The sequence below is a fragment of the Saccharopolyspora sp. NPDC002578 genome, assembly GCF_053592695.1.
Genome location: NZ_JBSFWJ010000009.1, coordinates 65920 through 89546 on the forward strand (window position 1 = coordinate 65920; position 23627 = coordinate 89546).

The 23627-nt window shown below is 72.7% G+C and carries 20 protein-coding genes; 4 read left to right on the plus strand and 16 right to left on the minus strand.

Annotated features, from left to right (window positions below; all coding sequences use genetic code 11):
* Nucleotides 1-51: 51 nt before the first annotated feature.
* From ACWD38_RS07070 to ACWD38_RS07115, 10 genes are read right to left on the minus strand one after another with little or no spacing between them, the layout of a single operon-like run.
* Nucleotides 52-1869, minus strand: a complete 1818-nt coding sequence (locus ACWD38_RS07070) for an AMP-dependent synthetase/ligase (protein WP_450123565.1) — start codon at nt 1867-1869, stop codon at nt 52-54.
* 59 nt (nt 1870-1928) lie between these two features.
* Nucleotides 1929-2576, minus strand: coding sequence for a VirB8/TrbF family protein (locus ACWD38_RS07075; RefSeq protein ID WP_184478992.1), 648 nt, complete (start codon nt 2574-2576; stop codon nt 1929-1931).
* Nucleotides 2573-3808, minus strand: coding sequence for an MlaD family protein (locus ACWD38_RS07080; RefSeq protein ID WP_184478991.1), 1236 nt, complete (start codon nt 3806-3808; stop codon nt 2573-2575). The genes ACWD38_RS07075 and ACWD38_RS07080 overlap by 4 nt, the downstream gene beginning before the upstream one ends.
* Complete coding sequence (locus tag ACWD38_RS07085) at nt 3805-4908, minus strand: MCE family protein (protein WP_450123566.1); 1104 nt, start codon at nt 4906-4908, stop codon at nt 3805-3807. Before ACWD38_RS07085 ends, ACWD38_RS07080 begins: the two co-directional genes overlap by 4 nt.
* A complete protein-coding gene (locus ACWD38_RS07090) occupies nt 4908-5990 on the minus strand; it encodes an MCE family protein (protein WP_184478989.1) in 1083 nt (360 codons plus the stop codon). Before ACWD38_RS07090 ends, ACWD38_RS07085 begins: the two co-directional genes overlap by 1 nt.
* Nucleotides 5987-6973: an MCE family protein gene (locus ACWD38_RS07095; RefSeq protein WP_184478988.1), complete on the minus strand. Its 987-nt coding sequence runs from the start codon at nt 6971-6973 to the stop codon at nt 5987-5989. Before ACWD38_RS07095 ends, ACWD38_RS07090 begins: the two co-directional genes overlap by 4 nt.
* Nucleotides 6970-7968 (minus strand): MCE family protein, encoded by a 999-nt coding sequence (locus tag ACWD38_RS07100; RefSeq protein ID WP_450123567.1) that lies wholly within the window; start codon nt 7966-7968, stop codon nt 6970-6972. Before ACWD38_RS07100 ends, ACWD38_RS07095 begins: the two co-directional genes overlap by 4 nt.
* Nucleotides 7965-9197, minus strand: a complete 1233-nt coding sequence (locus ACWD38_RS07105) for an MlaD family protein (RefSeq protein ID WP_450123568.1) — start codon at nt 9195-9197, stop codon at nt 7965-7967. The genes ACWD38_RS07100 and ACWD38_RS07105 overlap by 4 nt, the downstream gene beginning before the upstream one ends.
* The gene (locus ACWD38_RS07110; RefSeq protein WP_184478985.1) at nt 9197-10057 is read right to left on the minus strand and encodes an ABC transporter permease; all 861 of its coding nucleotides are present in this window, start codon (nt 10055-10057) and stop codon (nt 9197-9199) included. The genes ACWD38_RS07105 and ACWD38_RS07110 overlap by 1 nt, the downstream gene beginning before the upstream one ends.
* Nucleotides 10057-10863: an MlaE family ABC transporter permease gene (locus tag ACWD38_RS07115; RefSeq protein WP_184478984.1), complete on the minus strand. Its 807-nt coding sequence runs from the start codon at nt 10861-10863 to the stop codon at nt 10057-10059. Before ACWD38_RS07115 ends, ACWD38_RS07110 begins: the two co-directional genes overlap by 1 nt.
* Nucleotides 10864-10957: 94 nt before the next feature.
* On the opposite strand from ACWD38_RS07115, the gene ACWD38_RS07120 reads away from it, so the two are divergent.
* Nucleotides 10958-11554: a TetR family transcriptional regulator gene (locus ACWD38_RS07120; RefSeq protein WP_184478983.1), complete on the plus strand. Its 597-nt coding sequence runs from the start codon at nt 10958-10960 to the stop codon at nt 11552-11554.
* A 92-nt stretch (nt 11555-11646) separates the two neighbouring features.
* Here ACWD38_RS07120 and ACWD38_RS07125 read toward each other — a convergent pair whose 3' ends face one another.
* Nucleotides 11647-12087, minus strand: a complete 441-nt coding sequence (locus ACWD38_RS07125; protein WP_184478982.1) for an FHA domain-containing protein — start codon at nt 12085-12087, stop codon at nt 11647-11649.
* 428 nt (nt 12088-12515) lie between these two features.
* On the minus strand, nt 12516-12830 hold the full coding sequence (locus ACWD38_RS07130; RefSeq protein WP_184478981.1) for a hypothetical protein: 315 nt from the start codon (nt 12828-12830) through the stop codon (nt 12516-12518).
* Nucleotides 12831-12917: 87 nt separating this feature from the next.
* Here ACWD38_RS07130 and ACWD38_RS07135 point away from each other — a divergent pair, with 87 nt between their 5' ends.
* A complete protein-coding gene (locus tag ACWD38_RS07135; protein ID WP_184478980.1) occupies nt 12918-13634 on the plus strand; it encodes a YqeB family protein in 717 nt (238 codons plus the stop codon).
* Nucleotides 13634-14239 (plus strand): TetR/AcrR family transcriptional regulator, encoded by a 606-nt coding sequence (locus tag ACWD38_RS07140; protein WP_450123569.1) that lies wholly within the window; start codon nt 13634-13636, stop codon nt 14237-14239. Before ACWD38_RS07135 ends, ACWD38_RS07140 begins: the two co-directional genes overlap by 1 nt.
* Before the next feature lie 103 nt (nt 14240-14342).
* Here the strand turns inward: ACWD38_RS07140 and ACWD38_RS07145 are convergent, their stop codons facing one another.
* Entirely contained in the window at nt 14343-15092 is a 750-nt protein-coding gene (locus ACWD38_RS07145; protein WP_450123570.1) for an SDR family oxidoreductase, read from the minus strand.
* A 180-nt stretch (nt 15093-15272) separates the two neighbouring features.
* Between ACWD38_RS07145 and ACWD38_RS07150 the strand changes: the two genes are divergently transcribed.
* A complete protein-coding gene (locus tag ACWD38_RS07150) occupies nt 15273-16415 on the plus strand; it encodes a glycoside hydrolase family 25 protein (protein WP_450123571.1) in 1143 nt (380 codons plus the stop codon).
* Nucleotides 16416-16594: 179 nt separating this feature from the next.
* On the opposite strand, the gene ACWD38_RS07155 is transcribed toward ACWD38_RS07150, so the two are convergent.
* The 3 genes from ACWD38_RS07155 to ACWD38_RS07165 all read right to left on the minus strand — a co-directional run bounded on the left by ACWD38_RS07155 (nt 16595) and on the right by ACWD38_RS07165 (nt 23536).
* Entirely contained in the window at nt 16595-19885 is a 3291-nt protein-coding gene (locus ACWD38_RS07155; RefSeq protein WP_425503545.1) for an arabinosyltransferase domain-containing protein, read from the minus strand.
* A 166-nt stretch (nt 19886-20051) separates the two neighbouring features.
* On the minus strand, nt 20052-21227 hold the full coding sequence (locus tag ACWD38_RS07160; protein WP_450123572.1) for an acyl-CoA dehydrogenase family protein: 1176 nt from the start codon (nt 21225-21227) through the stop codon (nt 20052-20054).
* Nucleotides 21224-23536, minus strand: coding sequence for a molybdopterin-dependent oxidoreductase (locus ACWD38_RS07165; protein ID WP_184478976.1), 2313 nt, complete (start codon nt 23534-23536; stop codon nt 21224-21226). Before ACWD38_RS07165 ends, ACWD38_RS07160 begins: the two co-directional genes overlap by 4 nt.
* Nucleotides 23537-23627 lie beyond the last annotated feature (91 nt).

Consider the following 23627-nt stretch of genomic DNA (forward strand, 5'->3'; position numbering starts at 1 on the left):
CAATCCCCTTGGACGAACGGTCCGTTCACTCGCTTCGCCAGTGCGGCGGCGTCAGGTGTAGAGGGAGTCGATGTCGGTGGCGTAGCGCTCCTGGACGGCCTTGCGCTTGAGCTTCAGGGTCGGGGTGAGCTCGCCGCTCTCCGCGCTCCATGGCTGCGCCAGCACTTCGTAGCGCTTGATCTGCTCGGCGCGGGCGAGCCGGCCGTTCACCTCGGTCAGCAGCACGTCGAGCTCCGCGCGCACCTTCGGATGCGCCGCCAGCTCCCCGAGATCGCCGGTGATGCCGTGCGCCGCCGCCCAGCCGGGCGCGGTCTCCTCGTCGAGCACGATCAGCGCCGTCAGGTAGGGCTTGCGGTCCCCGATCACCACCGCGTGCCCGACCAGCTGGTGCGCCCGCAGCAGGCCCTCCACCTTCGCCGGGGCGATGTTCTTGCCGCTGGCGGTGATGATGAGTTCCTTCTTGCGGTCGGTGATGGTCAGGTAGCCGTCGTCGTCGATCCACCCGATGTCGCCGGTGGCCAGCCAGCCCTCGTCATCGGTGGCGCGGGCGATCTCGCCGGACTCGTCGAGGTAACCGAGGAAGACGACCGGCCCGCGCACGAAGACCTCGCCGTCCTCGCCGAGGCGCAGCTCCACGCCCGGCACCGGTCTGCCGACCGAACCGGGCCGGTAGGCGTCGGCGGTGTTGGCGGTGGCGCAGCCGGTGGTCTCGGTCATCCCCCACACCTCCAGCACCTCGATGCCGAGGCTCGCGAGGAATTCGAGCACGTGCGGCGGCAGCGGGGCGGCGCCGCCGCTGGCCCAGCGCAGTTCGTCGAGGCCGAGCATCGCCCGCACGGGGCGCAGCACCTGGGCATCGGCTTCGGCGAGCCGGTCCGCGTGCTCGGCGGGCACGGGCTCGCCCCGGCCGCGCAGCCGGAACGCGTGCAGGGCGAGTTCTTGGGCGCGGGCGAGCAGTTCGCGCTGCGGCTCGGCCTGGCGGGCGAGAACGGCCTGCAATCCTGTGGTGATCTTCTCCCACACCCGGGGGACGCCGAAGAACGCGGGCGGGCGGACGAACGCCAGCGTCTGCACCACCTGCGCCGCGTCGGGGCACACCGAGACGTGCAGCGCCTTGTAGAGCGCGCGGTAGATGCCCAGCTCCCGTTCGGCGACGTGCGCCAGCGGCAGGTACGACACCGAGGGCGCACCGTCCGGGGTGGGCGCGATGCGGTCCACGGCAACGGCTTCGTAGACGGCGTTGCGGTGGCTGAGCACGACGCCCTTGGGGTCGCCGGTGGTGCCGGAGGTGTACATCATCGCCAGCGGGTCGTCGGAGGTGATGTGCGCCCAGCACCGCTCGAACACCGCCGGATCGGCCCGGTGCAGCGCGGTGCCTTCGGCGTGCAGTTCGTGCCAGCGCACGAACCGGTCGTCGCCCGGCGGGGTGGCGACCTCCGGGTCGAGGACCACCACGGCGCGGACCTCGGTGTTCCCGGCCAGCACGGGAGTCCACCGGTCCAGTTCGGCGGCGCCTTCCAGGACGACCACGGCGGCCTTGCTGTGCGCGGCGACGAACCCGATCTGCTCGGTGCTCAGCGTCGCGTAAGCGGTGCAGGGCAGCGCCGCCAGGTGGGTGGCGGCGAGGTCGACGATCCAGTGCTCCGGGCGACTGGACATCATGATCATCATGCGGTCTCCGGCGCCGAGCCCGCGCCCGGCCAGGCCGCGCGCCACGGCCGCCACCTCGTCGCGCAGCCGCGACCAGGTCAACGTGGTGTCGTTGCCGCTCAGCGCCGGGCGCTGCGGCTGCTCGCGCGCGTTGCGGGCGAGCAGGCCGGGGATGGTCAGTCCGTCGGCGGCCGCGGCGCACTCTGCTGCGATGGTCACGTCACTCGCTCCTCACTGCGAAAAACCTGCCGGGTCAAGGGGAATCGGGCCGCGGGCGCTCAGATCAGCTTCACGTCGTCGATGAGCCACCGGCCGTCGGGACGCACGAGGGTGAGCTGCATCCGGGTCCGGTCCACCCTCGGTTCCGGACTGTTGGTGTTGGTGATGGTCTGGTCGACGAACAGGACGAGCACGGCCCGGTCCTGGTCGACCTGGACCGCCCCCGCGCCCCGCACCTCGCCCTTCGAGGTCGCCCGGTACTGCTGGATGAGCTGAGTCAGCCCGTCGCTGACCTCCCTGTACTGGCCGGCGAACGCGGGTGAGGCGTTCTCCGACACCGACCCGAAGTTGTCCGGGAGGTTCTGGTGGTCGTAGGTGGTGAGGGCCAACGCGTACCGCTCGCCCGCCGCGAGCGCCTCCGTGCGGGCGGCCTCGTTCGCCGCGGCCTCCCGCAGCCGCACGCCGGTGTAGGTGAGGCCGCCGAGCAGCAGCAGGATCACCAGCGCGGCGGCGAGGACGGACGGCCTGCGCAGTGCGCGCAGCCGCCCCCGTCCATCCACTGTGGACTCGAATGTGCTCGGCGGTTCGACGGGTTCGCCTCCGACGGCCGGGGAATCCTCCGGCCCCGCGGCGGGACCGTCCGCCTCCGGGCGGTGGGTGGTGGTCGTCCCGGCATCGCGGTCGGCTTCGGCTCGGTCGCTGGTCATCGCACTCCTTGGAACATGATCGAGGACCACGGCCGTGGCCCCAGGACCCCGCCGACCCCGCTCGCCGCGCCGGCGTCCGGGGAGGCGGACTGCGCACCCGGCGGCGCCGCCGGGTACCGCGCCGGACCGGCCGCCTCCGATGCGGCGGACACCGGCGAGCCGGGGCGCGGGGCGCTGTCGGCTCCCCGCTGCGAGAGGCCCGGCCCCGGCGCGCAGCTCCAGCCGAGCTGCGGCTCGCGCGGGGCCGTCTCGGTCGGGGTGCGCCGCTCGGTGCCGTAGTAGCAGGCGGGCCCTTGGGCGGCGACCAGGTAGAAGTCGGCGACGTCGCCGTGCACGATGCTCGCGAGGTCGGAGAGCCCCTGCGGCAGCGCCGTCATCGTCTCCCGCAGCGCGGGGACGTGATCGCCGAGCACCTCGCCGGTGATCAGCAGGTTGCCCAGCAGTGCGGATGCGGCGCCCTCGTTGCGCGCGAGCAGGTCCGACACCGCTCGCGTGGTGCCCGGCACCCTCCCGGCGAGGTCGCGGATCGCCGGTTCCTGCGTCCGCGCCTCGTCGGCGAGTTCTCGCATCGAGGACGCGAGCCGCGGCAGCCCGCCCGCCTCGTCGACGGAGCCCAGCACCTGCGGACCCTGCTCGATCAGGTTGGTGAGCTGCGGCTCCCGCTCGGCCGCGAGCCGGGTGAGGTCGCGGGTGTTGTCCATGATCCGGCGCAGCTCGGGACCCGCCCCGTTGAGCCCGGTGGCGGCGGCTTCCGACAGCACCCGGACGTCGTGCGGATCGATGCTCTCGGCCAGGTCGGTGACGTGCACCAGCAAGGTGTCCAGCGGCATGGGCGCGCTGGTGTCCTCGGCCCGGATCACGTCGCCGTCGCGCAGGTACGGCGGCGCGTCGGTGGCGGGCTGCAGGTCCAGGTGCTGCACGGCCATCGGGGTGTCCATGCTGATCCTGGCGACCGCGTCGGCCGGAACCCGGCTGCCGGGATCGAGCCGCAGCCGCAGCGTCACGCCTTCGCCGCTCGGGTCCAGGTCGACGGCACCGACGGTGCCGGTCCGCACGCCGCGGTAGGTGACCTGGGAGGTCTCGGCGAGCCCGGCGGCGTCGGGCAGCCGCACCGCCACGCGGATCGGCGCACGCGCGGGTTCGGCGCCCATCACGGTGTCGACCACGAACGCCCCGCATCCGAGGGCGATCACCAGGAACAGGGCCAGTTGGATCAGCACGGCGCGGCTCATAGGGTTCCTCCGGTCAGCAGCTCGGCGGCGGACCCGGGCGGCGTGACGGGCTGCTCGGGCGCCCCGGTCGGCAGCGGCGGGTTCTGCCCGGTCAGCAGCGGCAGCAGCGTTCCGGACACGTCGAGCGTGCCGTCCAGGTTCAGGTAATCGCCCGGAATGGCCCCGCCGAGCTTCACCTGGAACGTGCGCAGCTCCGTCAACGTGCTCGCGAGGTCGCCGTTGAAGCCGGCCAGCGAGTCCAGCACCGGGCGCAGTTCGTCGAGCTGCGCGGTGAACGCGGGCCCCGCCTCCCGCACGACGCCGTCGGCGGAGCGCCCCAGCGCGGCCACGCCGGTCAGCAGCCGCTCGAACTGCTCGCGCTGGCTCAGCAGCACGTCGATCGCCGGGGTGATCTCGCGCAGCGACCGCTCCAGCAGCGGCGTGTCCGCGGCGGTCGCGGCCGACAACCGGTGCAGCGAGTCGATGGCGGCGTCGAACTCCGCCCGGTTCGAGTCCACTTCGGACAGCAGCGCGTCGAGCCGGTGCAACAGGTCGCGCACCTTCTGCTCCCGCCCGCCCAGCGCGGTGTTGAGCTCGGTGACGACGGTGCGCGCCTGGTCGAGGCCGCTGCCGCCGAGCACGGTCCCGAGCGCGGCGAGGGTGTTCTCCAGGTCCGGTCCGCGCGCGGTGCGCGCCAGCGGAATCGTGTCGCCGTCGGCGAGCAGGTCCGGCGAGGCAGGGGCGACGGGCGGCTCCAGCACCACGAACTGCTCGCCGAGCGCCGCGGTCAGTTCCAGCCGCGCGGCGGTGTCCTCCGGCAGCCGCAGGCCGGGGGCCAGGTCGAGTCGGACGAAGGCCTTGAAGTCCTTCGTTGACAGGTCGTGCACCCGGCCGACGGTGGCCTGCCCGATGCGCACCACCCCGCCGACGGGCAGGTTGGAGACGTCGCTGAACACGGCGGTGACCCGCGGGCCGTCGCCCTCCCCGCCCAGCGGCAGCTCGTGCAGGCTCAGCCCGCAGGAGCTCGTCAGCAGCGCGGTGGCCAAGACCAGCGGGACCAGCGCGCGGCGGCGTCCGGCCGGTGCCGCGCCGGTGACCGGAACGGGCTCGTCGTCGCGCATCATCCGCCTCCCGCCATGGTGTGCAGCGGATCGAGGTTCGGCGGGAACGGGATCGGGTTCACCAGCCCCGGCCCGGAGCACAGCGGCACCGGGAACCGCTCGCACAGCCGCGCGGTCGCCGGGAACTGGGCGAGGTTCGAGGAGATGTTCAGCCGGATCCGCAGCCGTTCGTCCTCGGTGACGGCCCGGCTGAAGTTGCCGAACACCAGCGGCAACGTGGTCAGCACTTCGGAGAGCTGCTCGCGCTGCGCCGCGACCTGCGCCGTGGTGCCCGCGAGGTCGTGCACGCTGCCGGTGAGCTCGCCACCGTGCTCCCGGATCAACATGTCCGCCTGCGCGAGCGTCCGGGAGAGCCGTCCGATGGTCTGGTCGAGGTGCAGCCGCTGCCCGCCGTAGTCCTCGCTCGCCCGCCGCACCCCCGCCGCCAACGAGTCCACAGTGGAGCGGTGTTCGGCCAGCGCGCGGACCAGCACGTCGAGGTTCCCGATCAGCGCGCCGAGCTGTTCCCGGTCGCCCGCCAGCACGTCGGTGGCGCCCGCGAGCCGGGTGATCGCGGTGCGCAGCCGCGGCCCGGTGCCGTCCGCGGAGCTCGCCGCCGAGTGCAGCAGCGCGCCGAGGTCGTCGCCCCCGCCCGCCCCGTCCGGACCGAGCGCGGAGACCACCGTGTCCAGCGACGACATCAGCTCGTCCCAGCGGATCGGCGAGTGCGCGCGCTCCGCCGGGATCACCCCGCCGTCGGCCAGCGCGGGACCGCCCGCGTAGGCCGGGCCGAGTTCCACGAACCGGTCGCTGATCAGCTGCGGGCTCATGATGTAGGCGTGCGCGTCGGCGGGCAGCGCGATGTCCGGACGGATCCGCATCACCACCCGCACCACCGGTCCGCGCGGGTTCACCTGCTCAACGACGCCGACCGGAACGCCCAGCACGTGCACCTTGTTGCCGGGGTAGATCCCGTCGACGGTGGCGAAGTCCGCCGAGACCACGTGCGCGGGCGCGGGCCGCAGCAGCACGTACCAGCCGCCCGCGATGAGCAGCGCCGCCGCGCAGCCGAGGGCGATCAGCCTGGAGGGTCGTCGGTTCATCGGCACCCCTCGACGAGCCCCGCGAGGCACAGCAGGTTGTCCGGCAGCGGGCCCGCCGGGCCGGACACGTCGCCCCAGCTGCCGTTGCCGGTGGCGTTGGCCAGCGAGCGCCCCGCCGGACCGAGGGTGGCGATGGTCTGCGCGATGGCCTGCTCGTCGCGGCGCAGCGCGGCGGTGATCTCGCGCAGGTCGCTCAGCAGCGGCCCGAGCTTCGCGGAGTTCTCCGCGAGGAAGCCGTCGAGCTGCGCGCTGAGCGCGTCCACGTCGTCGATGAGCCGCAGCACCGCCTCCCGGCGTTCGGTGAGGGTGCGCAAAATCAGGTCCGCGTCGCCGAGCAGTTCCACCAGCGCGTCCTGCTGCTCCACCAGCGTCGCCGTCGTCGAGCGCGCGCCGTCGAGCAGCTCGTCGAGCTGCGCGTCGTGGCGGTCGATCAGCTCGGCGGCCCCGGCGATCCCGGTCAGCGCCCGCCCCAGCAGCTCCGGGTCCTGCGGGGCCGCTTCGCGGGCGGTGGACATCATCCGGCGCATCGCTTCGAGGTCGAGCTGCTCGGCGGTGCCCGTGGCGTCGGCGCCGAGCTCGTCGAGGCTGTAGGGGATGCGGGTGCGCTCGCGCGGGATCACCGAGTCGAGTTCGCCGAGACCGGCCGGTTCCACCGCGAGGTAGCGGGAACCCATGATGGTCGCCAGGCGCACCGAGGCGGAAGTGGCGGTGCCGAGGCGCTGCTCGCGGTCCAGCCGGAACGTCACCCGCACCCGGTCCCCCGCGATGTCCATGCCGGTGACGCGCCCGGCGGGGACTCCGGCGACGTGCACCTGCGCGTCGGCGGTCAAGCCGCCCGCGTTGGCGAATTCCGCGGTGTACTCCCGGGTTCGCCACAGGAACGACAGCTGCGGCACTGCCACGACGGCGCCGAGCACCAGCAGCGCCACGACCAGGCCCACGGCGCCGACGACGATGGGGTCGCGCTCGCGACGGCGGCTCATCGGCACACCTCCGAGTGCGGGCCGCCACCGAGGTCGACCTGCGCCCCGCCGACCGACACCCGCAGGTTGCAGACGTAGATGTTGACCCAGCTGCCGTAGTCCAGCATCCGGTTCAGCTTCGTGACCAGCTCCGGAAGTCCCTGCACCGCGGTGTCGAAGCGCTGCTGGTTGTCCACCCAGCCCTGCGACATCGCGCCGAGCGCGTCCACGTCGCGGGTCAGGTTCGGGGTGATCCGCTCCATCGACCCCCGCACCGAGTTCGCCAGCGTGCCGCCCGCGTCGAGCGCTTCGGCGATGCGGCCCCGGTCCTCGGCGACCGCGGAGGTCAGGTCGCCCAGCCCGCCGATCAGCGCGCGCACCTCCTCGCGATGCTCGCTCGTGGTGGCCAGCACGGCGTTGAGGTTCACCAGGACCTCGCCGATGACCTGGTCGCGTTCGGCGAGCCCGGAGGTCACCGACACCACGCGCTCCAGCAGGCTCGTCAACGTGCCCGACTCCCCTTGGAACACGGCGATCAGCTCGTGGGCGAGCCGGTTGGCCGCCTGCGGATCCAGCGAGTCGAACAGCGGCTTGAAGCCGTTCATCAGCGCGGTGAGCTCCAACGCCGGCCGCGTGCGCTCCAGCGGGATCGTCGCGCCCGCGGGCAGCGTCGCACCGCCGTCGCCGGCGTCGAGCGCGATGAACCTGCTGCCGAGCAGGTCGGCGTAGCGGACCGCGGCGCGAGTACCGCCGGGCAGCGGCTGGTCGTCGAGCACCTCGAAGCTCACCACGGCGGTGCCGTCGCGCAGCCGCACGTCCTCGACGGCCCCGACGCGCACTCCCGCGATGCGCACTTCGCTGCCCTGCTTGACGCCTTGCGCGTCGGTGAACTCCGCGCGGTAGGTGCGCGTGCCGCCGTCGAGCGGGTGGTCGAGCGTGTTCACCACGAGCACGGCGGAGAGCACCGAAACGGTGACGAACGCGGTGAACTTGGCGGCGGTCGCGGTGAGGCTCATGGCGCCACCACCTGCGTTCCGCGCACCACCGGGCCGAACAGCAGGCCCAGCAGGTCGGCGTCCGGCGCGGACCCTGCGGACGGCGCCGCTGCGCTCTCGTCCGCCGCGGGCGCGCGGGCCGGGTCGGCGAACATGCGCTCCAACTCCCCCTTCTCGCGATCCGTCCCGACGCTGCCGACGGCGCCGCCGTACGTCGTCGCGTCCGGGCAGTGCGGCCCGTCCAAGCCCGGGTAGCGCGGGCAATCGGCGGGCGTGTACGGGTGCGGGTCCTCCAGCGTCACCGGCGCCCGGATCCGGAAGCGGTCGTCGACGAAGGTGCGGCTCGCGTTCGAGGTGAACTCGCGCAGGTTGCGCAGCGTCTCCGGAATCCGGTCCGCGCCGCCGCCGAGCACCTCCGAGGCGGGTCGCGCGACGTGCACGACCTCGATGGCGCGGGCCGCGTTCTCGTCCAGGAACCGCTGGGACCGCTCGGTGAGCTCGGTCCCGGCGCCCAGCAGGTCCGCGAGGTTCTCCCGTTCCTCGACCACCGCGCGCGAGAGCACCACCGCGTCGTCCAGGGTCGCCAGCAGGTCCGGGGCCGCGGCGGCCAGCTGCTCGGTGAGCCCGGCGACCTCCCCGAGCTCGCCCACCGTCTCCGCCGGGTCGAACCGGCCCGACAGGTCGTGCAGCACGTCGGCGGTCTCGCCGAGCTCGGCGCCGCGCCCGCGCAGCACGTCGGCCATCGTGCCCAACGCCACCTGCAACTCCGCGGGCCGCAAGCTCTGCAGCAGGGCGAACATCCGGGTGTAGGCGTGGTAGATCCGCACCGTGGCCGCATCGGTGTCCGCCGCGATCTCGGCCCCCGGTTCCAACCGGCCACCGGCCGCGGACCCGGCGAGCTCGACGTACTGGTCCCCGAACAACGTCTTCGGCAGGATCCGCAGCCGCACCCCCGCCGGGATCGAGTCCATCGTGGACGGATCCATGCGCAGCGTCAGCCGGGAACCCGCCGTTCCCTCGTCCACCTCGGCGAGCTCACCGACCACCACGCCCCGGTACCGCACGGCCGAGTTCACCCGCACCGGTCCCGCCGCCGCGGGCACCTCCGCGCTCACCGTCGGATCGGACTCGAACGCCTCGCCGCCGCCCAGCACCGCGAACACCGCCGCGCCCAAGACCACCACGACACCGCCGATCCCGCGCAGCGCCAGCGAAGTCCGGCTCACGCCGCCGCGCGTCAGGTCCACCATCACTGCACCCCCAACGCGGGCAGGCTGGGGCTCAAGCCCCAGAACAGCAGCGTCAGCACCATGTCCGTGAACGTGATCGCGACGATGCTGGTGCGCAGCGCCCGCCCCGCGGCACGCCCCACCCCTTCGGGACCGCCGGTGGCGTAGTAGCCGTAGAAGCAGTGCACCAGCGTCACCACCATCGCGAACACCACGGCCTTCAGCAGCGAGAACCCGATGTCCGACGGGGTCAGCAGCAGCTGGAAGTAGAAGTCGTAGGTGCCGCCGGACTGGCCTTGCAGGGTCACGACCGCGACCCGCGTCGCGATGTAGGACGCGAACAGGCCCACCAGGTACAGCGGCACCACCGAGATGAACGCCGCCGCCATCCGGGTGCTGACCAGGAACGGCAACGAGCGCACCGCCATCGACTCCAGCGCGTCGATCTCGTCGGAGATCCGCATCGCGCCCAGCTGCGCGGTGAAACCGGTGCCGACCTTCGCCGCCAGCGCGATGCTCGCCACCAGCGGCGCCAGCTCGCGGGTGTTGACCATCGCCGACATCAACCCGGACATCGGGGTCAGCCCGATCAGGTCCAGCCCCCGGTACCCCTCCAGCCCGACCTGGGTGCTGGCCACGAACGACATCGCGAAGATGACGCCGATGGTGCCGCCCCCGGCGAACAACGAGGCCGCGCCGAAGCTGATCTCCGCGACGAGCCGCGCCACGTGCCTGCCGTAGTGCACCAGCGCGAACGGTACCGACGCGATCGACCGGAAGTAGAAGGTGGCCTGCACCCCGAACGACACCAGCAGGTCGATCAGCCCTCGGGTGCGCCGCACCGCACCACGCCGCGCCGCCCGGACGAGGAGGTCCGCCATCAGAACTCCCCCTTCGGCGGCAGCAGCAGCGGGTGCAGTTCGGTGAGCACGGTGTTCGCCACGAACACCAGCACGAACGCCATCACCACGGCCTCGTTGACCGCGTCGCCCAGCCCGCTCGGGCCGCCCTTGGCGGTGAGGCCTTTGAACGCCGACACCAGCGCCGCCAGGACCGCGAACGTGCCCGCCTTGACCTCGGCCATCAGGAACCCGCCGGGATCCGAGTACGCGGTCAGCGTCGCGAGGAACCCGCCGGAAGACCCTCCCAGCAGCACGTGCACGAGCAGCGTGGCGGTGATGCCGAGGGCCATCACCACGCCGTTGAGCAGCACCGTGACCACGACCGCCGCCAGCACCCTGGGCACCACCAGGCGCTCCATCGTGGAGAGCCCCATGACCTCCATGGCGTCGGTCTCCTCGCGCAGCTTGCGCGCGCCGAGGTCCGCGCAGATCGCCGAACCGCCCACCCCGGAGATCATCAGCGCGCACACCAGCGGCGCGGCCTGGCCCACCACCACGAACGCCACCACCGCCCCGGCGTAGCTCTCCGCGCCGAGCTGCCCGGCGAGCGAACCGATGTTCACCGCGACCAGCACGCCCAGCGGGATCGTCATCAGCACCGCGGGCACCGTGCTCACCGACGCCAGGAACCAGGACTGCTCCAGGCATTCCCGCCACGACAACCGCCGCCCGAGCAGCGCCCGTCCCCCGGCGCGCACGGTCCGCAAGGAGAACACCAGCAGCAGCCCCGCCTGCGCCGCCGCATCCGCGAACGGGCCGCGGGCGGGCGGTGTCTCCAGGGCCATCGTCGGCTCCCTCCGAAGTGCGGCGCACCTCTAGAACGAGTGTTACGTAGCATGCGTTACGGAACAATCGTTTTGACTTTTCGGGGGGAACGACGTGGTCAAGAAGATCCGCGACCCGCGCTCGCGCCAGCACATCGTGGAGGCGGCGTGGCGGCTGCTCGCCGACCGGGGGCTCGGCGCCACCACCATGCGCGCCGTCGCGGCCGAAGCCGGGGTGTCCACCGGGTCGGTCACGCACTACTTCGAGGACAAGGCCGAACTGATCAACGCGGTGCTGCTGCACAACGGGAAGGTCGCCGCCCAGCGCGTCGCGGAGGCCGTGGGCGAACGCCGCGGGCTCGACGCGGCGCAGCGCGCCACGCAGGGACTGCTGCCGGTCGACGAGGAACGGCTCACCTGCTGGCGGGTGTGGCTGGCGTCGTGGTCGGCCGACTCCTCGGGCGGCTTCGCCGAGGGCTACCAGGTGTGGCGCTCAGTGCTGCGCAAGCACCTCAACGAGGCCGTGGCGGACGGCGAGCTGCCCGACGGGCTCGACCTGCCGCACGAGATCGGCGTGCTGGCCACGCTCGTGGTCGGCACCGGGCTGCTCGCGGGCTCCGACATGTCCACCCGCGATCAGCTGCGCAGGCGGGCCCGCCGCACCTTCAACGAGCACTTCGCCCGGCTGGCCGGGCAGCGCTCGGCGGCCTGAACCGGACCGGGCGCACGAAAACGGGGCTCCGGCCGGGTGATCCTGCGATCACCACCGCGCCGGGCCCCGATGCGTTCGTTCGTGCCGCGGTCTCAGCTCCCCGCGTAGAACGTGAAGCGGACCTTCCCGACCCAGATCTCGTCGCCTTCGGCGAGGGCGGCCCGGTCCACCACCTGCCGGTTCAGGTAGGTGCCGTTGAGCGAACCGGCGTCCTGGATGACGAAACCGTCGCCTTCCCGCCGGATCTCGGTGTGGTAGCGCGACACGGTCACGTCACCGAGCACGATGTCGCAGTCGCGGTGCCTGCCGAGCACCGTGCAGTTCTGCTCCAGCGGGAACACCGCGCCCTGCTCCGGGCCGCGGGACACCACCAGCGCCGCCGTGCCCGTGCGCGGCTGCACCATCGAGTGCGGTGGCGCGGTGGCGGCTTCGTCGGCCCGCGGGGCGGGAACTCCGACGGTGCTCTCCTCCCGCGACCCGGCCGCGTCCTGGGACCCGGGGCGGAACGTTCCGAACGGGGATCGGATCATCATGGTTCTCCCTTGCGCGGACCGGTCAGTTCGTGCGTTTCCCACTGTGACCCCGGTTCGGGGCCGTACGACCGGGCCCTTCGTCCCTAACCGGCCGTGGCCTCCCGCACACCGGGTGATGGCCCGGGTCCGCAGCGCATCCGGACAGGTGACACCGCGCACCACTCCCACCACTCGCGGCCACCGCAACAACCCGACGTGAGCACCCGGCTCACACCCGCACGCCCGCCTCGGCAAGCACCCTCTCCAACCCGTCCCGGACGGCACCACCACAAGCCATGGCCGGAAGTGAGCCGTTCGCCCTGGCGCTCGGAACCGCGCTCGCCGCAAGCGCTGCCGGGTCCGGACGGGAAAAGGGGCCGGTCTGCCGCCCCGACCACGGCAGACCGGCCCCGCCGGCGTTCCCCGCTGAAGTACCGCCTCGTCCGGCCCTAAGCGGGGTGCGCCTCGCTCACGTGCAGCGGGGTTCCCTGCATGCACGTGGTGAGCGCGCCGGGGTCCGGCCGGCCACGCACCACCAGGTGCGCGCCGGGTTTCACCACGGACGGGTCGCCGCCGACCAGCAGGTACGGCGTGCGGCCCTGGCCGGGCAGCAGGGAGCACCGCGGCTCCACCCCCGCCTGGACCGTGCCGACCACCGTGATCTCCCGCTCCGCCGGAGCGGCGAGCGCAGGGGTGGTCGCGCCCGCCGTGCCCAGCACCGACACGAGCAGCGCTCCCACCGTCACCCACCGCGACCTCGTCATGGCGCCCATTGCACAAGGAACTCCCGGCGATCGCCACTCGAGGACCCCGATGAAATTAAACCGAGCACGCGCTCTAATAATGGACCCATGACGCAGGACTCCTCCCCGGTCACCGGGAACGCCACGCTCGCGGTCGAACCCGGCTGGCTCCGCTACGGCTCCGTGCTCGGCTTACCCGTGCTGGGCGGGCTGATCGGCTGGCTGGTCGCGCTCGCCGCGGGGTGGGTGGCCGGGCTGCGCTGGGCCCCGTTCCAAGGGCCGTTCGAGCTGATCGCCTCGTTGCCGCAGCCCGCGGGCACGCTCGGCATCGCCGGGTTCGGCGTGCTCGCCGGCATCGGCTTCTCCTCGCTGATGGCCGCCGAACGCCTGAGCGTTGCCGTGGCCCCGGAGCGCGTCGAGTTCCGCCGCGGGCGACGCGCCCCCGCCGAGGTGGCGGGCACCGACGTGGACGTGGTGTTCCTCGACCGGGGGGCGCTGGTGCTGCAGGACTCGGCGGGCGACGAGCTCGCCAGGGAGCGGACCGGCATCCCCGCCGCAACCCTGCGCGCGGCGTTCCACGAGCACGGCTACCGCTGGTTGAAGTCCGATCCGTACGGCGGCGAGTTCGAGCTGTGGGTCCCGGAAACCCCGGCGGTCGGTGTGCGCGTCGACTCGCTGCTGCGGACCCGCGCGCACGCGCTGAAGAAGCGCAACGACACCGACGCCGCGCAGCTGCGCGAGGCGATCAAGCGCGCCGGATTCCTGGTCCGCGACGAGAAGAAGCAGCAGTACTTCCGGCCCCGGCCGCAGCGGAACGAAGACTGATGCGCACCGTGGACCCCGATCGCTACGCCGCGCGGCGCCGGAACATCCTCGACGCCGCCGCCGGGTGCTTCGCGCGCAAGGGGTTCGACCGCACGACCACCGCCGACATCTGCTCCACCGCGGGGATCAGCTCCGGCAGCCTGTTCCACTACTTCCCGAACAAGCGCGCCGTGTTCACCGCGATCTTCGAGCAGGACGGCCGCGACAACGCCGAACGGCTCACCCGTGCGGCGAGCGCGGCGGACCCGTGGGGCGCGCTGCTGGAGCTGATCGACCACCTGGTCCGGCCGCTCACCGACCGCCGCAACTCCGGTCTGGTCGTCGAGCTGATCGCGCAGGCGGGGCGGGACGAGGAACTCGCCGCGCTGGTCGCGCGCAACGACGGCGACCTGCGCGAGGGCATCGCGGCCCTGCTCGGCAAAGCCGCCGCGCAGGGCAGGATCGACCCCGGCGTCGACGCCGAACGGGCCGCGCACTGGGTCCTGGGCCTGACCGACGCACTGTTCTCCCGCAGCGGCGTGGACCCGGACTTCGATGCCCTCGACCAGGTCCCGACGCTCCGGCTCATCCTCTGCCGCTACCTCGGAGCGGCACCCGGGCGCTGAGCACCCCACCCGTGGTGATCACGTCGACCGCACAGTGCCTCACCAGCGATGACGGCCACATCGGGACGGCTGCGGCTCCCCCGGCAGCACCGCCGGGAACGCGTCAGCCGTCGAACAGCGGTCCGCGGTGGACCTTGTGCTGGGCGGCCTGGGCCAGGGGGCGCAGGACGAGGCTGTCGATGTTGACGTGCAGCGGCTGGGCCACCGCCATCGCCACGACCCCGGCCACGTCGTCGGCGGTCAGCGGCCGGTCGACGTCCGCGTAGACGGCGTCGGCCTTGGCCTGGTCGCCGTGGAAGCGGTTCCGGGAGAACTCGTCGGTGTGCACCATGCCCGGCTGGATCTCGATGACCCGGACCGGCTGCCCGGCCAGCTCCAGGCGCAGCGTCTCGGTCAGCGCGTGGGCGCCGTGCTTCGACGCGCTGTAGCCCCCGCCGCCCTCGTAGTTGACGAACGCGGCCGTCGAGGTCATGTTGACGATCGTGCCGCCGCCCCCGGCGCGCAGCAGCGGCAGCAGCGCCTGGGTGACGTGCAGGGTGCCGAGCACGTTCACCGAGAACATGCGCTGCCACTCCTCGGGCTTGCCCGCCGAGACCGGGTCCGATCCCCACGCGCCGCCCGCGTTGTTCACCAGCACTTCGCAGGCGTCGAGCTCGGCGGCGAACGCGGCGACGGAGTCCTGATCGGTCACGTCGAGCGGCAACGCCCGCCCGCCGATCTCCTCGGCGAGCTCGGCGAGCCGGTCCTGCCTGCGCGCGGCCACGACCACGCGGAAGCCGTCCCCGGCCAGTCGACGGGCGGTGGCCGCGCCGATCCCACTGCTCGCTCCGGTCACCACGGCGGTCTGCGTCACAAGAACTCCCCTGCTCAAGCCGATCTCCACGGCAACCCTAGAAAACGGGCCGAACGGTCTCAACATGGGGCTTTTCCGGTCCGATTTCTCCCAAACGCACAACTCCGCCCGCGATGTTGGCTACCGTCGGTAGTGCCCTGATCATCCACGGCGCAGCCACCGCCGTCCGACCATCGCGAGGTGAGGCCGGTCGTGCTCTACGGCATCGACATCTCCCACCACCAAGGCGCGTTCGACCTCGGCCGCACTCGGGCCGAGGGGTTCGAGTACGCCTTCCTCAAGGCGACCGAAGGAAGCTCCTTCGTCGACAGCAGGTTCGGCGCGAACCTCGGCAACGCCCGCGCCGCCGGACTGCTCGTCGCCGCTTACCACTACCAACGCGGCGATTCGAGCGCCGCGGCGCAGGCCGGGCACATCATCAACACCGTGCCCGCCGACGTACCGGTGATCCTCGACGTGGAGGCCAACGGCGGCGGCCCCGACCTGTCCCGCGACATCATCGGACGCCTGCTGGCGGCCGGGTACCGGTCGCCGCTGCTGTACCTGCCGCGCTGGTACTGGGAGCAGATCGGCTCGCCCTCGCTGGCCGGACTACCACCGCTGTGGTACTCGCGTTACGCCAGCAACGAAGGCGGCTACGCCAGCGAGATCTACGAGCGCTACCGGGACTTCTACGACGCCCAGTGGGGCGGCTACGGCGGTCTCGGCGTCGCGATCCTGCAGTTCACCAGTTCCGCCACCGTCGCCGGGCACGCCCCGGTCGACGCGAACGCGTTCCGCGGCACCCGCGAGGAGCTCGCGGGGCTGCTCGGCTCATCTACTCCGGAGGACGACTTGACTCCCGATCAGGCGCAGAAGCTCAACGAGATCCACCACGAGCTGTTCGGCCCGCGCGGACCGCAGGGCCAGATCGTGGGCTGGGGCACCGAAGCGGGCAACCACACCGCGATCGGCCTGCTGGTGCACATGTTCAACGCCCTGCTCGGACCGCGACCATCGCGGGTGCCGGGCGCCGGGCACGTGCTGGTGCCCGCGGTCGAGGCGATCCGGGACACCAACGGCGTGGTGTACCAGCTGCCCGCGATGATCAACGCGGGTGCGACGGGCGACCCGCAGGCGGTCGCCGAGGCGCTGCGCCCGGTGATCGCCGAGGCCGCCGGTCCGGCGATCCGCGAGTCGGTCACCGAGGTGTTCGGCACCGACGACCCGGCCCGCACCGAGGCCGTGGTGCAGGCGATCGCCAACCGCCTCGCCGCCGGGCAGCAGATCCCGGCCCAGGCCCCCGCTCCGCAGGCCCCGGCCCAGCAGCCCCCGGTGCAGTGATCACCCGAGCGCACCGGCCGACGCCGGGGTGAGCGGACGCGCCGCACCGGCCGAGGGGCCCCGCGCACGTGCGGACACGCCGCGCCTGGCGGGCGAGATCGTCCGGTGCGCGAACGACGAGCGGCCCACCTCCCCGAACCTCCGGGCAGGTGGGCCGCTCCTCCGTTCGGAGAACCCGGCTACTCGTCGTCGTCCTCGGTGTCGGGCTCCAACGGCCGGATGTCGTTGCGGTCGTCGGAGCTCGGCACGTCACCGGGCAACGAGACCGTCCGCGGGAGCACGCCGGGCGTCCAGTCGCCCCAGTGCGTCTCCTCGTGCACCCGCATCGCGGACTCGGCGGGCAGCGCTCCCCGGTCGTACGGGTCGACGGCGTAGAGCGAGCCCCAGTCCCGGTAGAGGTCGTTCTTCAGGTACGTCGGCAGCTCCCGCATGCTGGTCGCCACGTTGAGCCAGCCGAACGGCCCGCCCGCGTCCGGGGAGGACCAGCCCTGGCCGGGGGCGCGGACCGACTCGCCGCCCGCCACCCGGAACCGCGGCATCTCGGCGATGCCGTGGTGCAGGCCGGAGATCTGCAGGCACGGGTGCACCAGCGTGGCCGGCCACTCCACGTAGGTGGGGCTGTCGCCGACGACGTCGGTCATGTTCGTCAGCTGCGGCGCGCGCGGGGCGCTGACCGCCTGCCAGCCGCGCGCCGACACGGACTGGTCGACGGCCACGATGCGCATCTTGGTGGTGTCCTTGGCATCGCCGTCCACGACGAGGCGGTGGTCCCGCCAGGACGGGCCGCCGGCCTGCAGCAGGTAGCGGCGGGCGGTGATCTGGAAGCCCTGGTCGGTGTCCTTGCCGAACTCCACCGCCAGCGAGTTCGCGCCGCCTTCGATCCCCGCCATCGCCAGCACGATCGGGACCTCGCCGTTCGAGGCGCGCTCGGGCACGTCGTACCACTGGGTGCGCAGTTCGCCGGTGCCTTCCGGGGTGAAGCTGCCCCACACGGGGGCGTTGTCGCCGCCGAACTGGTAGGGCGGGCGCCACTCGTCGGCGACGCCGCTCGGTCCGGGCGGGGTGCCGCCGCGGTTGAAGCCGGTCAGCTTCGCCTTCAGGTACTCCTCGGGGGTCTCCTCGCCTTCGAGGCGCTTCGAGGGCACCGGGACGTCCGGGGAGAACGCGGGCGCCGGTTCGGTGGGCTGCTCCTGGGCGACCTTGAGCATCCCGGCCTGCGGGTTCGTCTCCACATAGATGTAGTCGGAGAGCCCGCAGCTGCCGCCGGTGAGCTGCTTGATGTTGTCGGCGCCCATGCTGTAGCCGCCTTCGCGCTCCTGGATGGCCTTCCCGAACGCGGCGAGCTCACCGAGGATCAGCAGCGCGCAGATCAGTGACAGCGGAGCGGTCCCGAGGCGCAGCGCCCGGCTGCGGTGCTCGACCCCGTTGGGCGGAGCCAGGCTGCGGTCACCGCGCAGGTGTTCCACCAGCGCGACGATGGCGGCGATGGCGGCGATGCCGAGCAGGATGCTGCTGGCGTTGCGCCCGTCGATCCGGGGCGGCATGTCGTACCAGGGCACGCCCCAGCCCGACACGTACCACCAGGCGTTCGGCCCGGTCGCGGAGAACGCCGAGATCACCATGAGCCCGGAGAAGAACGCGGCCCGGTTGCGCCGGGAACGCAGCACCGTGGTGCTGGTGGCCAGCGCGGTGAGCGCGGCGACGGCCCCGCCCACCGCGGCGAAGATGCCGAAGTGGTGGGTGTGCTTGGTCTGGGTGAGCGCGAGCGCGACGAACGACATCGCCGCCACCGCCAGCAGCCTGCGGCTCGGGCCCAGCGCGGCGCCGCGGATGCGGTTGCGGCGCAGCAGGACGACCGCGCAGGTCGCCAGGCACAGCATCACCAGCAGCACCGGGAACCGCCGCGTCAGCGAGCCGTCCGGGATCTGGCTGAACAGCATGTTGTAGCGGTTGAGCTCCTGGTACCACTTCTCGCTCGGTCCCAGGTCGATCTTCAACGCGGTGGCGTCCATGATCGACTGCCAGGTCTGGTCCCACATCAGCCAGGTCAGGATCACGAAGCCGGACGCGGAGATCGGCGCCAGCACCGGCAACCAGCCGAACTCCTTGGCCCGCCGCGACACGAGCTTGATCAGCGGTTTGAGCGCCGCGACGAACGGCAGCACCGCCACGATCCCGTGCGGTCCCGCTCCGACGGCGAGCGCGGCCACCACCAGGCCGAGCGCGGCGGGCATCAGGCGGCTGGTCGCGACGGCGCGCTCCACCGCGCACAGCGCGAGCAGCGAGAACACCACGATGACGGGCTCGGAGCGCAGGCCGTTGTTGTAGGGCAGCCAGAACGCGAGGAACACGGCCGCGGCGGCCCAGCCCGCGGCGTTGCTGCGGCGGACCTGCTGGCCCAGCCTCGGTAGCACTTCGCGGCTGATCAGCAGCCAGCTCGCGCAGGCCATCAGCAGCGACGGCAGCCGCACCCACGGCACCGCCGTGGACACCTGCACCCACAGCGCGTAGATCTCGTAGAACCAGCCCCACGGCGCCTCGGGGTTGGCGAACCAGCGGTAGTAGTTGCTGACGTACCCGGCGGACTCCCGCGCCCGCGCGATGGCCATCGTGTAGCCGTCGTCGGAGCTCATGGCGCCGATCAGCCACCACACCGCGAGCGAGCCGAGCACCGCGACGTCCCGGGCGGTCGGCTTCCACCAGCCGGGCTGCACCCACCGGGGCGGGCGGCGTCCGGCGCGCTTGTCGAGGCGGCGCAGGCAGATCACGGAGCCGATGAACGCGAGCACCGCCAGCGCGATCACCGCCAGCTTCAGCACCGTCGGGGAGCTCTCGAAGCGGTTGTCGACCCGCGCCTCGAAGCGCAGCCCGGAGACGTCGTCGGCGCGGGCGTTGAGGTCCGAGTAGATCCCGGTGACCTGCGGCCGGTGGTCACCGGCGATGTTGGTCAGCCAGCGGTCCTCGCCGAAGCCGGCTTTGAAGCCGACCGCGTCGTTGCGCATCTCCAGCGTGCAGTCGTCCTCGGGGATCGCCATGGTGTTGACCTGGCGGCCCTGCGACAGCAGCGTCAGCTGCCCGCGGTCGACCGTCAGGCTCATCCCGGTGAGCCTGCCGTTGTCGGAGTTCGGCGGGTTCGTGCTCAGCAGGTTCGCCGGGCGGTCGCTGCGGGCGTCGAGGCTGCGGGCGCTCGCGCACGGCACGTCCGCTTCCAGCCACACCGGCGAGAACGTCGTCAGCGGCGCCGACACCGAGGTGGTGCCGCTGGCGGTGGGCCAGCGCAAGGTCGTGATGTCGTGGTGGACCGGCAGGAACGGGACGGAGAGCGACAGCACCGTGCCGAGGACGCCGAGGACGGTCGCGATCAGCCGCAACCGCAGGAGCCGTCGGTCCGTCCGGGGCCGATCGGCCTCCGAGGACGGCGCGGATTCCGCCTCCGCGTGATCGGTGTCGTCTTTCTCCGCATTGAGCACGCCCCGGAGAATAGCGGGCGGCCTTACCGCAACGACGCAGCATCAACCTCCGTGTTGGGGTCGCCACACCGGTTAACGACACGGCTGAGGGAATCAGCCGGAGAACTCAGCTTCCTCTCAGCGACCCGTGATCGAGCGGTTATCAAAAAGAAGTCGAACGTCCAGTTCAGACGGTCAGCGCGGCGGTACCGGCAGCAGTGAGCGCGGTGTCGTCCTGCGGGGTGTGAATCCGGCTGCACAACACGTTCCGGTAGTGTCGCTCGATCGGGTTGTTCCGGGAAAGGCCCGGATTCCCGATGAGTTCGATACCGAGTTCCACGGCCCGAATCGCATTCGTGGTGACGGCGTGTTTGGTGAGTCCGGCCTGCCCGGCGGATTGTTCGCCTTCGTCGACGGCCCGCGCGGCGGAGTCCAACAGGGAAGCGTTGCTCAGCAACAGGGTCTCGATCCGGCCGACCTCCTGCTGGAAGCGCGGCAGGCTCGCCAGCGGCTTGCCCAGGTTCGCCGGGGTCCGCTCGTTGAGGTAGCCGACGAGCCAGTCGCGGGCTGCGCGCGCCACCCCGTCGTAGAGAGCGCTGAGCACCACGGGGTTCCAGACGCCGAGCACGCCCGCGTTGCGTCCCGGCGCGTCCGGCCGGTGCAGGTCCACGGCGTGGTCGGCGGGGATCGGGGTTCCTTCGAACAGCACGTCGTCGCTGCGGGTGGCGCGCATGCCGAGGTGGTTCCAGGTCCGCTCGATCCGGTGGTTGCCGGCTTCGCGCGGCACCAGGAACGCGCCGACCCGGGGTTCGGGTTCGTCGGTGCGCGCCCACACCAGCAGCCAGCGCAGGCCGGGGATGCCGGTGGAGTAGGTCTTGTGCCCGCGCAGCACCCAGCCGTCGGCGGTGCGCTCGGCGGTGGTGGCGGGCAAGCCGCCGCGCGCCGGGGTGCCCAGGTCCGGTTCGACCCGCAGCGCGTTGATCAGCGCCACCCCGTCCGCGGAGCTGCGCTGCACCTCGCGGCGCACGTGCTCGGGCCAGGGATTGCCGGGGGCGCGAAGGTCGACGTGGTTGAGCAGGTGCATCGCGAGCACCAACGCCACCGACGGGTCGGCGGCGCCGACCGCCCGCACCACCGGCACGACCTGGGCGAGCCCCGCTCCCCCGCCACCGGCTCCGGTGGGCAGGGTGAGGTTCAGCGCGCCCGTGGCGTGCAGGTCCGCGAACGCCTCGTGCGGGAAGGTGCCGTCGCGGTCGTGCTCGGCGGCCCGTTCGGCGATGCGTCCCAGTGCCGCCGTGAACTCGGGTGTTCCCGCGGACCGGGCGAGCCGGGCCGCCGGGGCGTCGTCGGTGGCGCTGGTCATCGGATGCCTTCCTGTTCGGGGACGAGCCGCGGCGGGTGCAGGCAGCTCAGCGGTGGCGGTTCGCTCGGCCCGGGTTCGACCTCGACCCTGGCCTGCTGCCCGGAGCAGCCCTGCGAGAGCGGCGAGGTCGGCCGGTCGGCGGTGAGCACGTTCGGATTGCCGTGCACGCACAGCGAGCCGCCGGGCTGCGCCGGGTCGTCCACGGGGTCGTACCAGGCGCCGGTGGCGAGCACGGCCACTCCGGGCAGCACGTCGGTGGTGAGCCGGGCGCCGGCGAGGCAGGCGCCGCGGTCGTTGAACACGCGCACCACGGTTCCGTCGGCGATGCCGCGGGCGGCGGCGTCGTCGGGGTGCAGCCGGATCGGTTCGCGGCCGTGGACCTTGTCGGCTCGGCTGACGTCGCCGACGTCGCCCTGCCCGTGCAGCCGGGTGCGGGGCTGGTGCGCGATCAGCCGCAGCGGGAACCGGTCGTGGTCGAGCCCTTCGACGGGTTCCCGCCACACCGGGTACCCCGGCAGGCCGGGCAACCCGAATCCGGCGATGCGCGCGGAGAACAGTTCGATGCGCCCGCTGGGGGTGGCCAGCGGGCGGGAGCGCGGGTCGGCGCGGAACTCGGCGAGCGGCGTGGATTGCGGGCGCGCGGGCAGTGCCAGCTCACCGGCGCGCCAGAACTCCTCGAACGCGGGCACCTCGTGGCCTTCGCCCGCGAGCGCCGCGCGCCACTGCCCGTAGAGGTGCGCGAGCCACTCGCGCGGGGTGCGGTCGGCGGTGAACGCGGAGCCGGCCCCGAGCCGTTCGGCGAGCCCGCGGAACACGTCGTGATCGTCGCGGGCCTGCCCGACGGGGTCCAGGATCCGGCGCATCGCGATCAGGTGCGTGTCGCGCCGGCCGCCGCCGATGTCCTCGCGTTCCAGGGTGGTCGTCACGGGCAGCACCACGTCCGCGTGCCGGGCGGTGGCCGTCCAGTGCGGTTCGTGCACGATCACCGTGTCGGGCCTGCCGAAGGCGCGGCGCAACCGGTTGAGGTCCTGGTGGTGGTGGAACGGGTTGCCGCCCGCCCAGTACACCGCGCGGATGTCCGGGTAGGTGAGCCGCCGCCCGTCGTAGTCGAACTCCTCGCCGGGGTGCAGCAGCAGGTCGGAGATCCGGGCCACGGGGATGAACTCCGAGACCGGGTTGGCGCCTTGCGGCAGGGTCGGCAGCGGCAGCAGCGGCCCGGTGTCCCCGACGTCGCCGATGGACCCGTAGCCGTGCCCGAATCCCCCGCCGGGCAAGCCGATGCCGCCGAGCATCGCCGCCAGCGCCAGCGCCGCCCACACCGGCTGCTCGCCGTGCTCGATGCGCTGGAGCGACCAGCTGACGGTGATCAGCGTGCGCCCGGCGGCCATCCGGCGGGCGAGGTCGCGGATGTCGTCGGCGGGCACGCCGCACACCGCGCTCGCCCACTCCGCGTCCCGCACCGGGCCGCCCTCGCCGAGCAGGTATCCGGCGAACTCGTCGAAGCCGGTGGTGCACCGGTCCAGGAATTCCTGGTCGTGCAGCCCTTCGGTGAGCACCACGTGCGCGAGCCCCAGTATCAGCGCGACGTCGGTCGCGGGCCGCACCCGGGTCCACCGCGCTCGCCGGGAATCGGGCAGGTCCGTGGCGAGCGGGCTGACCACGTCGAGGTCCACGCCCGAGCGGTCCCAGTCGGCGAGGACTTCGGAGCTGGTGTGCCGGGTGACTCCACCGGGCGTGACGGAGACGTTCTTCGGCGGCAGGCCGCCGAACGCGACGACCAGGTCGGTGTGGCGCCGGATGGTGTCCCAGCCGTCGGCGCGGCGGAGGTAGGTGTCGGCGTCGCCGACGAGGTGCGGCAGCAGCACCAGCGAAGTGCCGAGGCTGTAGGAGTTCCGCGAGGACGTGTAGCCGCCGATGGTGTTGAGGAACCGGTGCAGCTGGCTCTGCGCGTGGTGGAACCGGCCCGCGCTGGCCCAACCGTAGGAACCGCCGAAGATCGCCTGATTGCCGTGCTGCTCGCGGACGCGGCGCAGTTCGGCGGCGACGAGGTCGAGCGCGGTGTCCCAGCCGACTTCGACGAACTCCTCCCGCCCGCGCAGGTCGGACGGCCCGGGACCGTTCTCCAGCCAGCCGCGCCGGATCGCCGGGCGGGCGACGCGCGTCTCGTGCCGGACCGAGCTCGCTACGTTGCCAAGCAGTTCCGATGGGGCCCGGTCCGCCGGGTGCGGGGCCACGTCCAGTTCGCCGTCAGGTCCGACCCGGGCTCGGTAGGCACCCCAGTGCGAGGTCGTGCTCAGCCAGCCGTTCATGCGGCCCGACCTAACCATGTGCGGCGTTGCTCCGGCCGTCCCGGTGCGGGGACCGAGCCCGATGCCCGCGGATGGATCAGTGCGCTGTGGA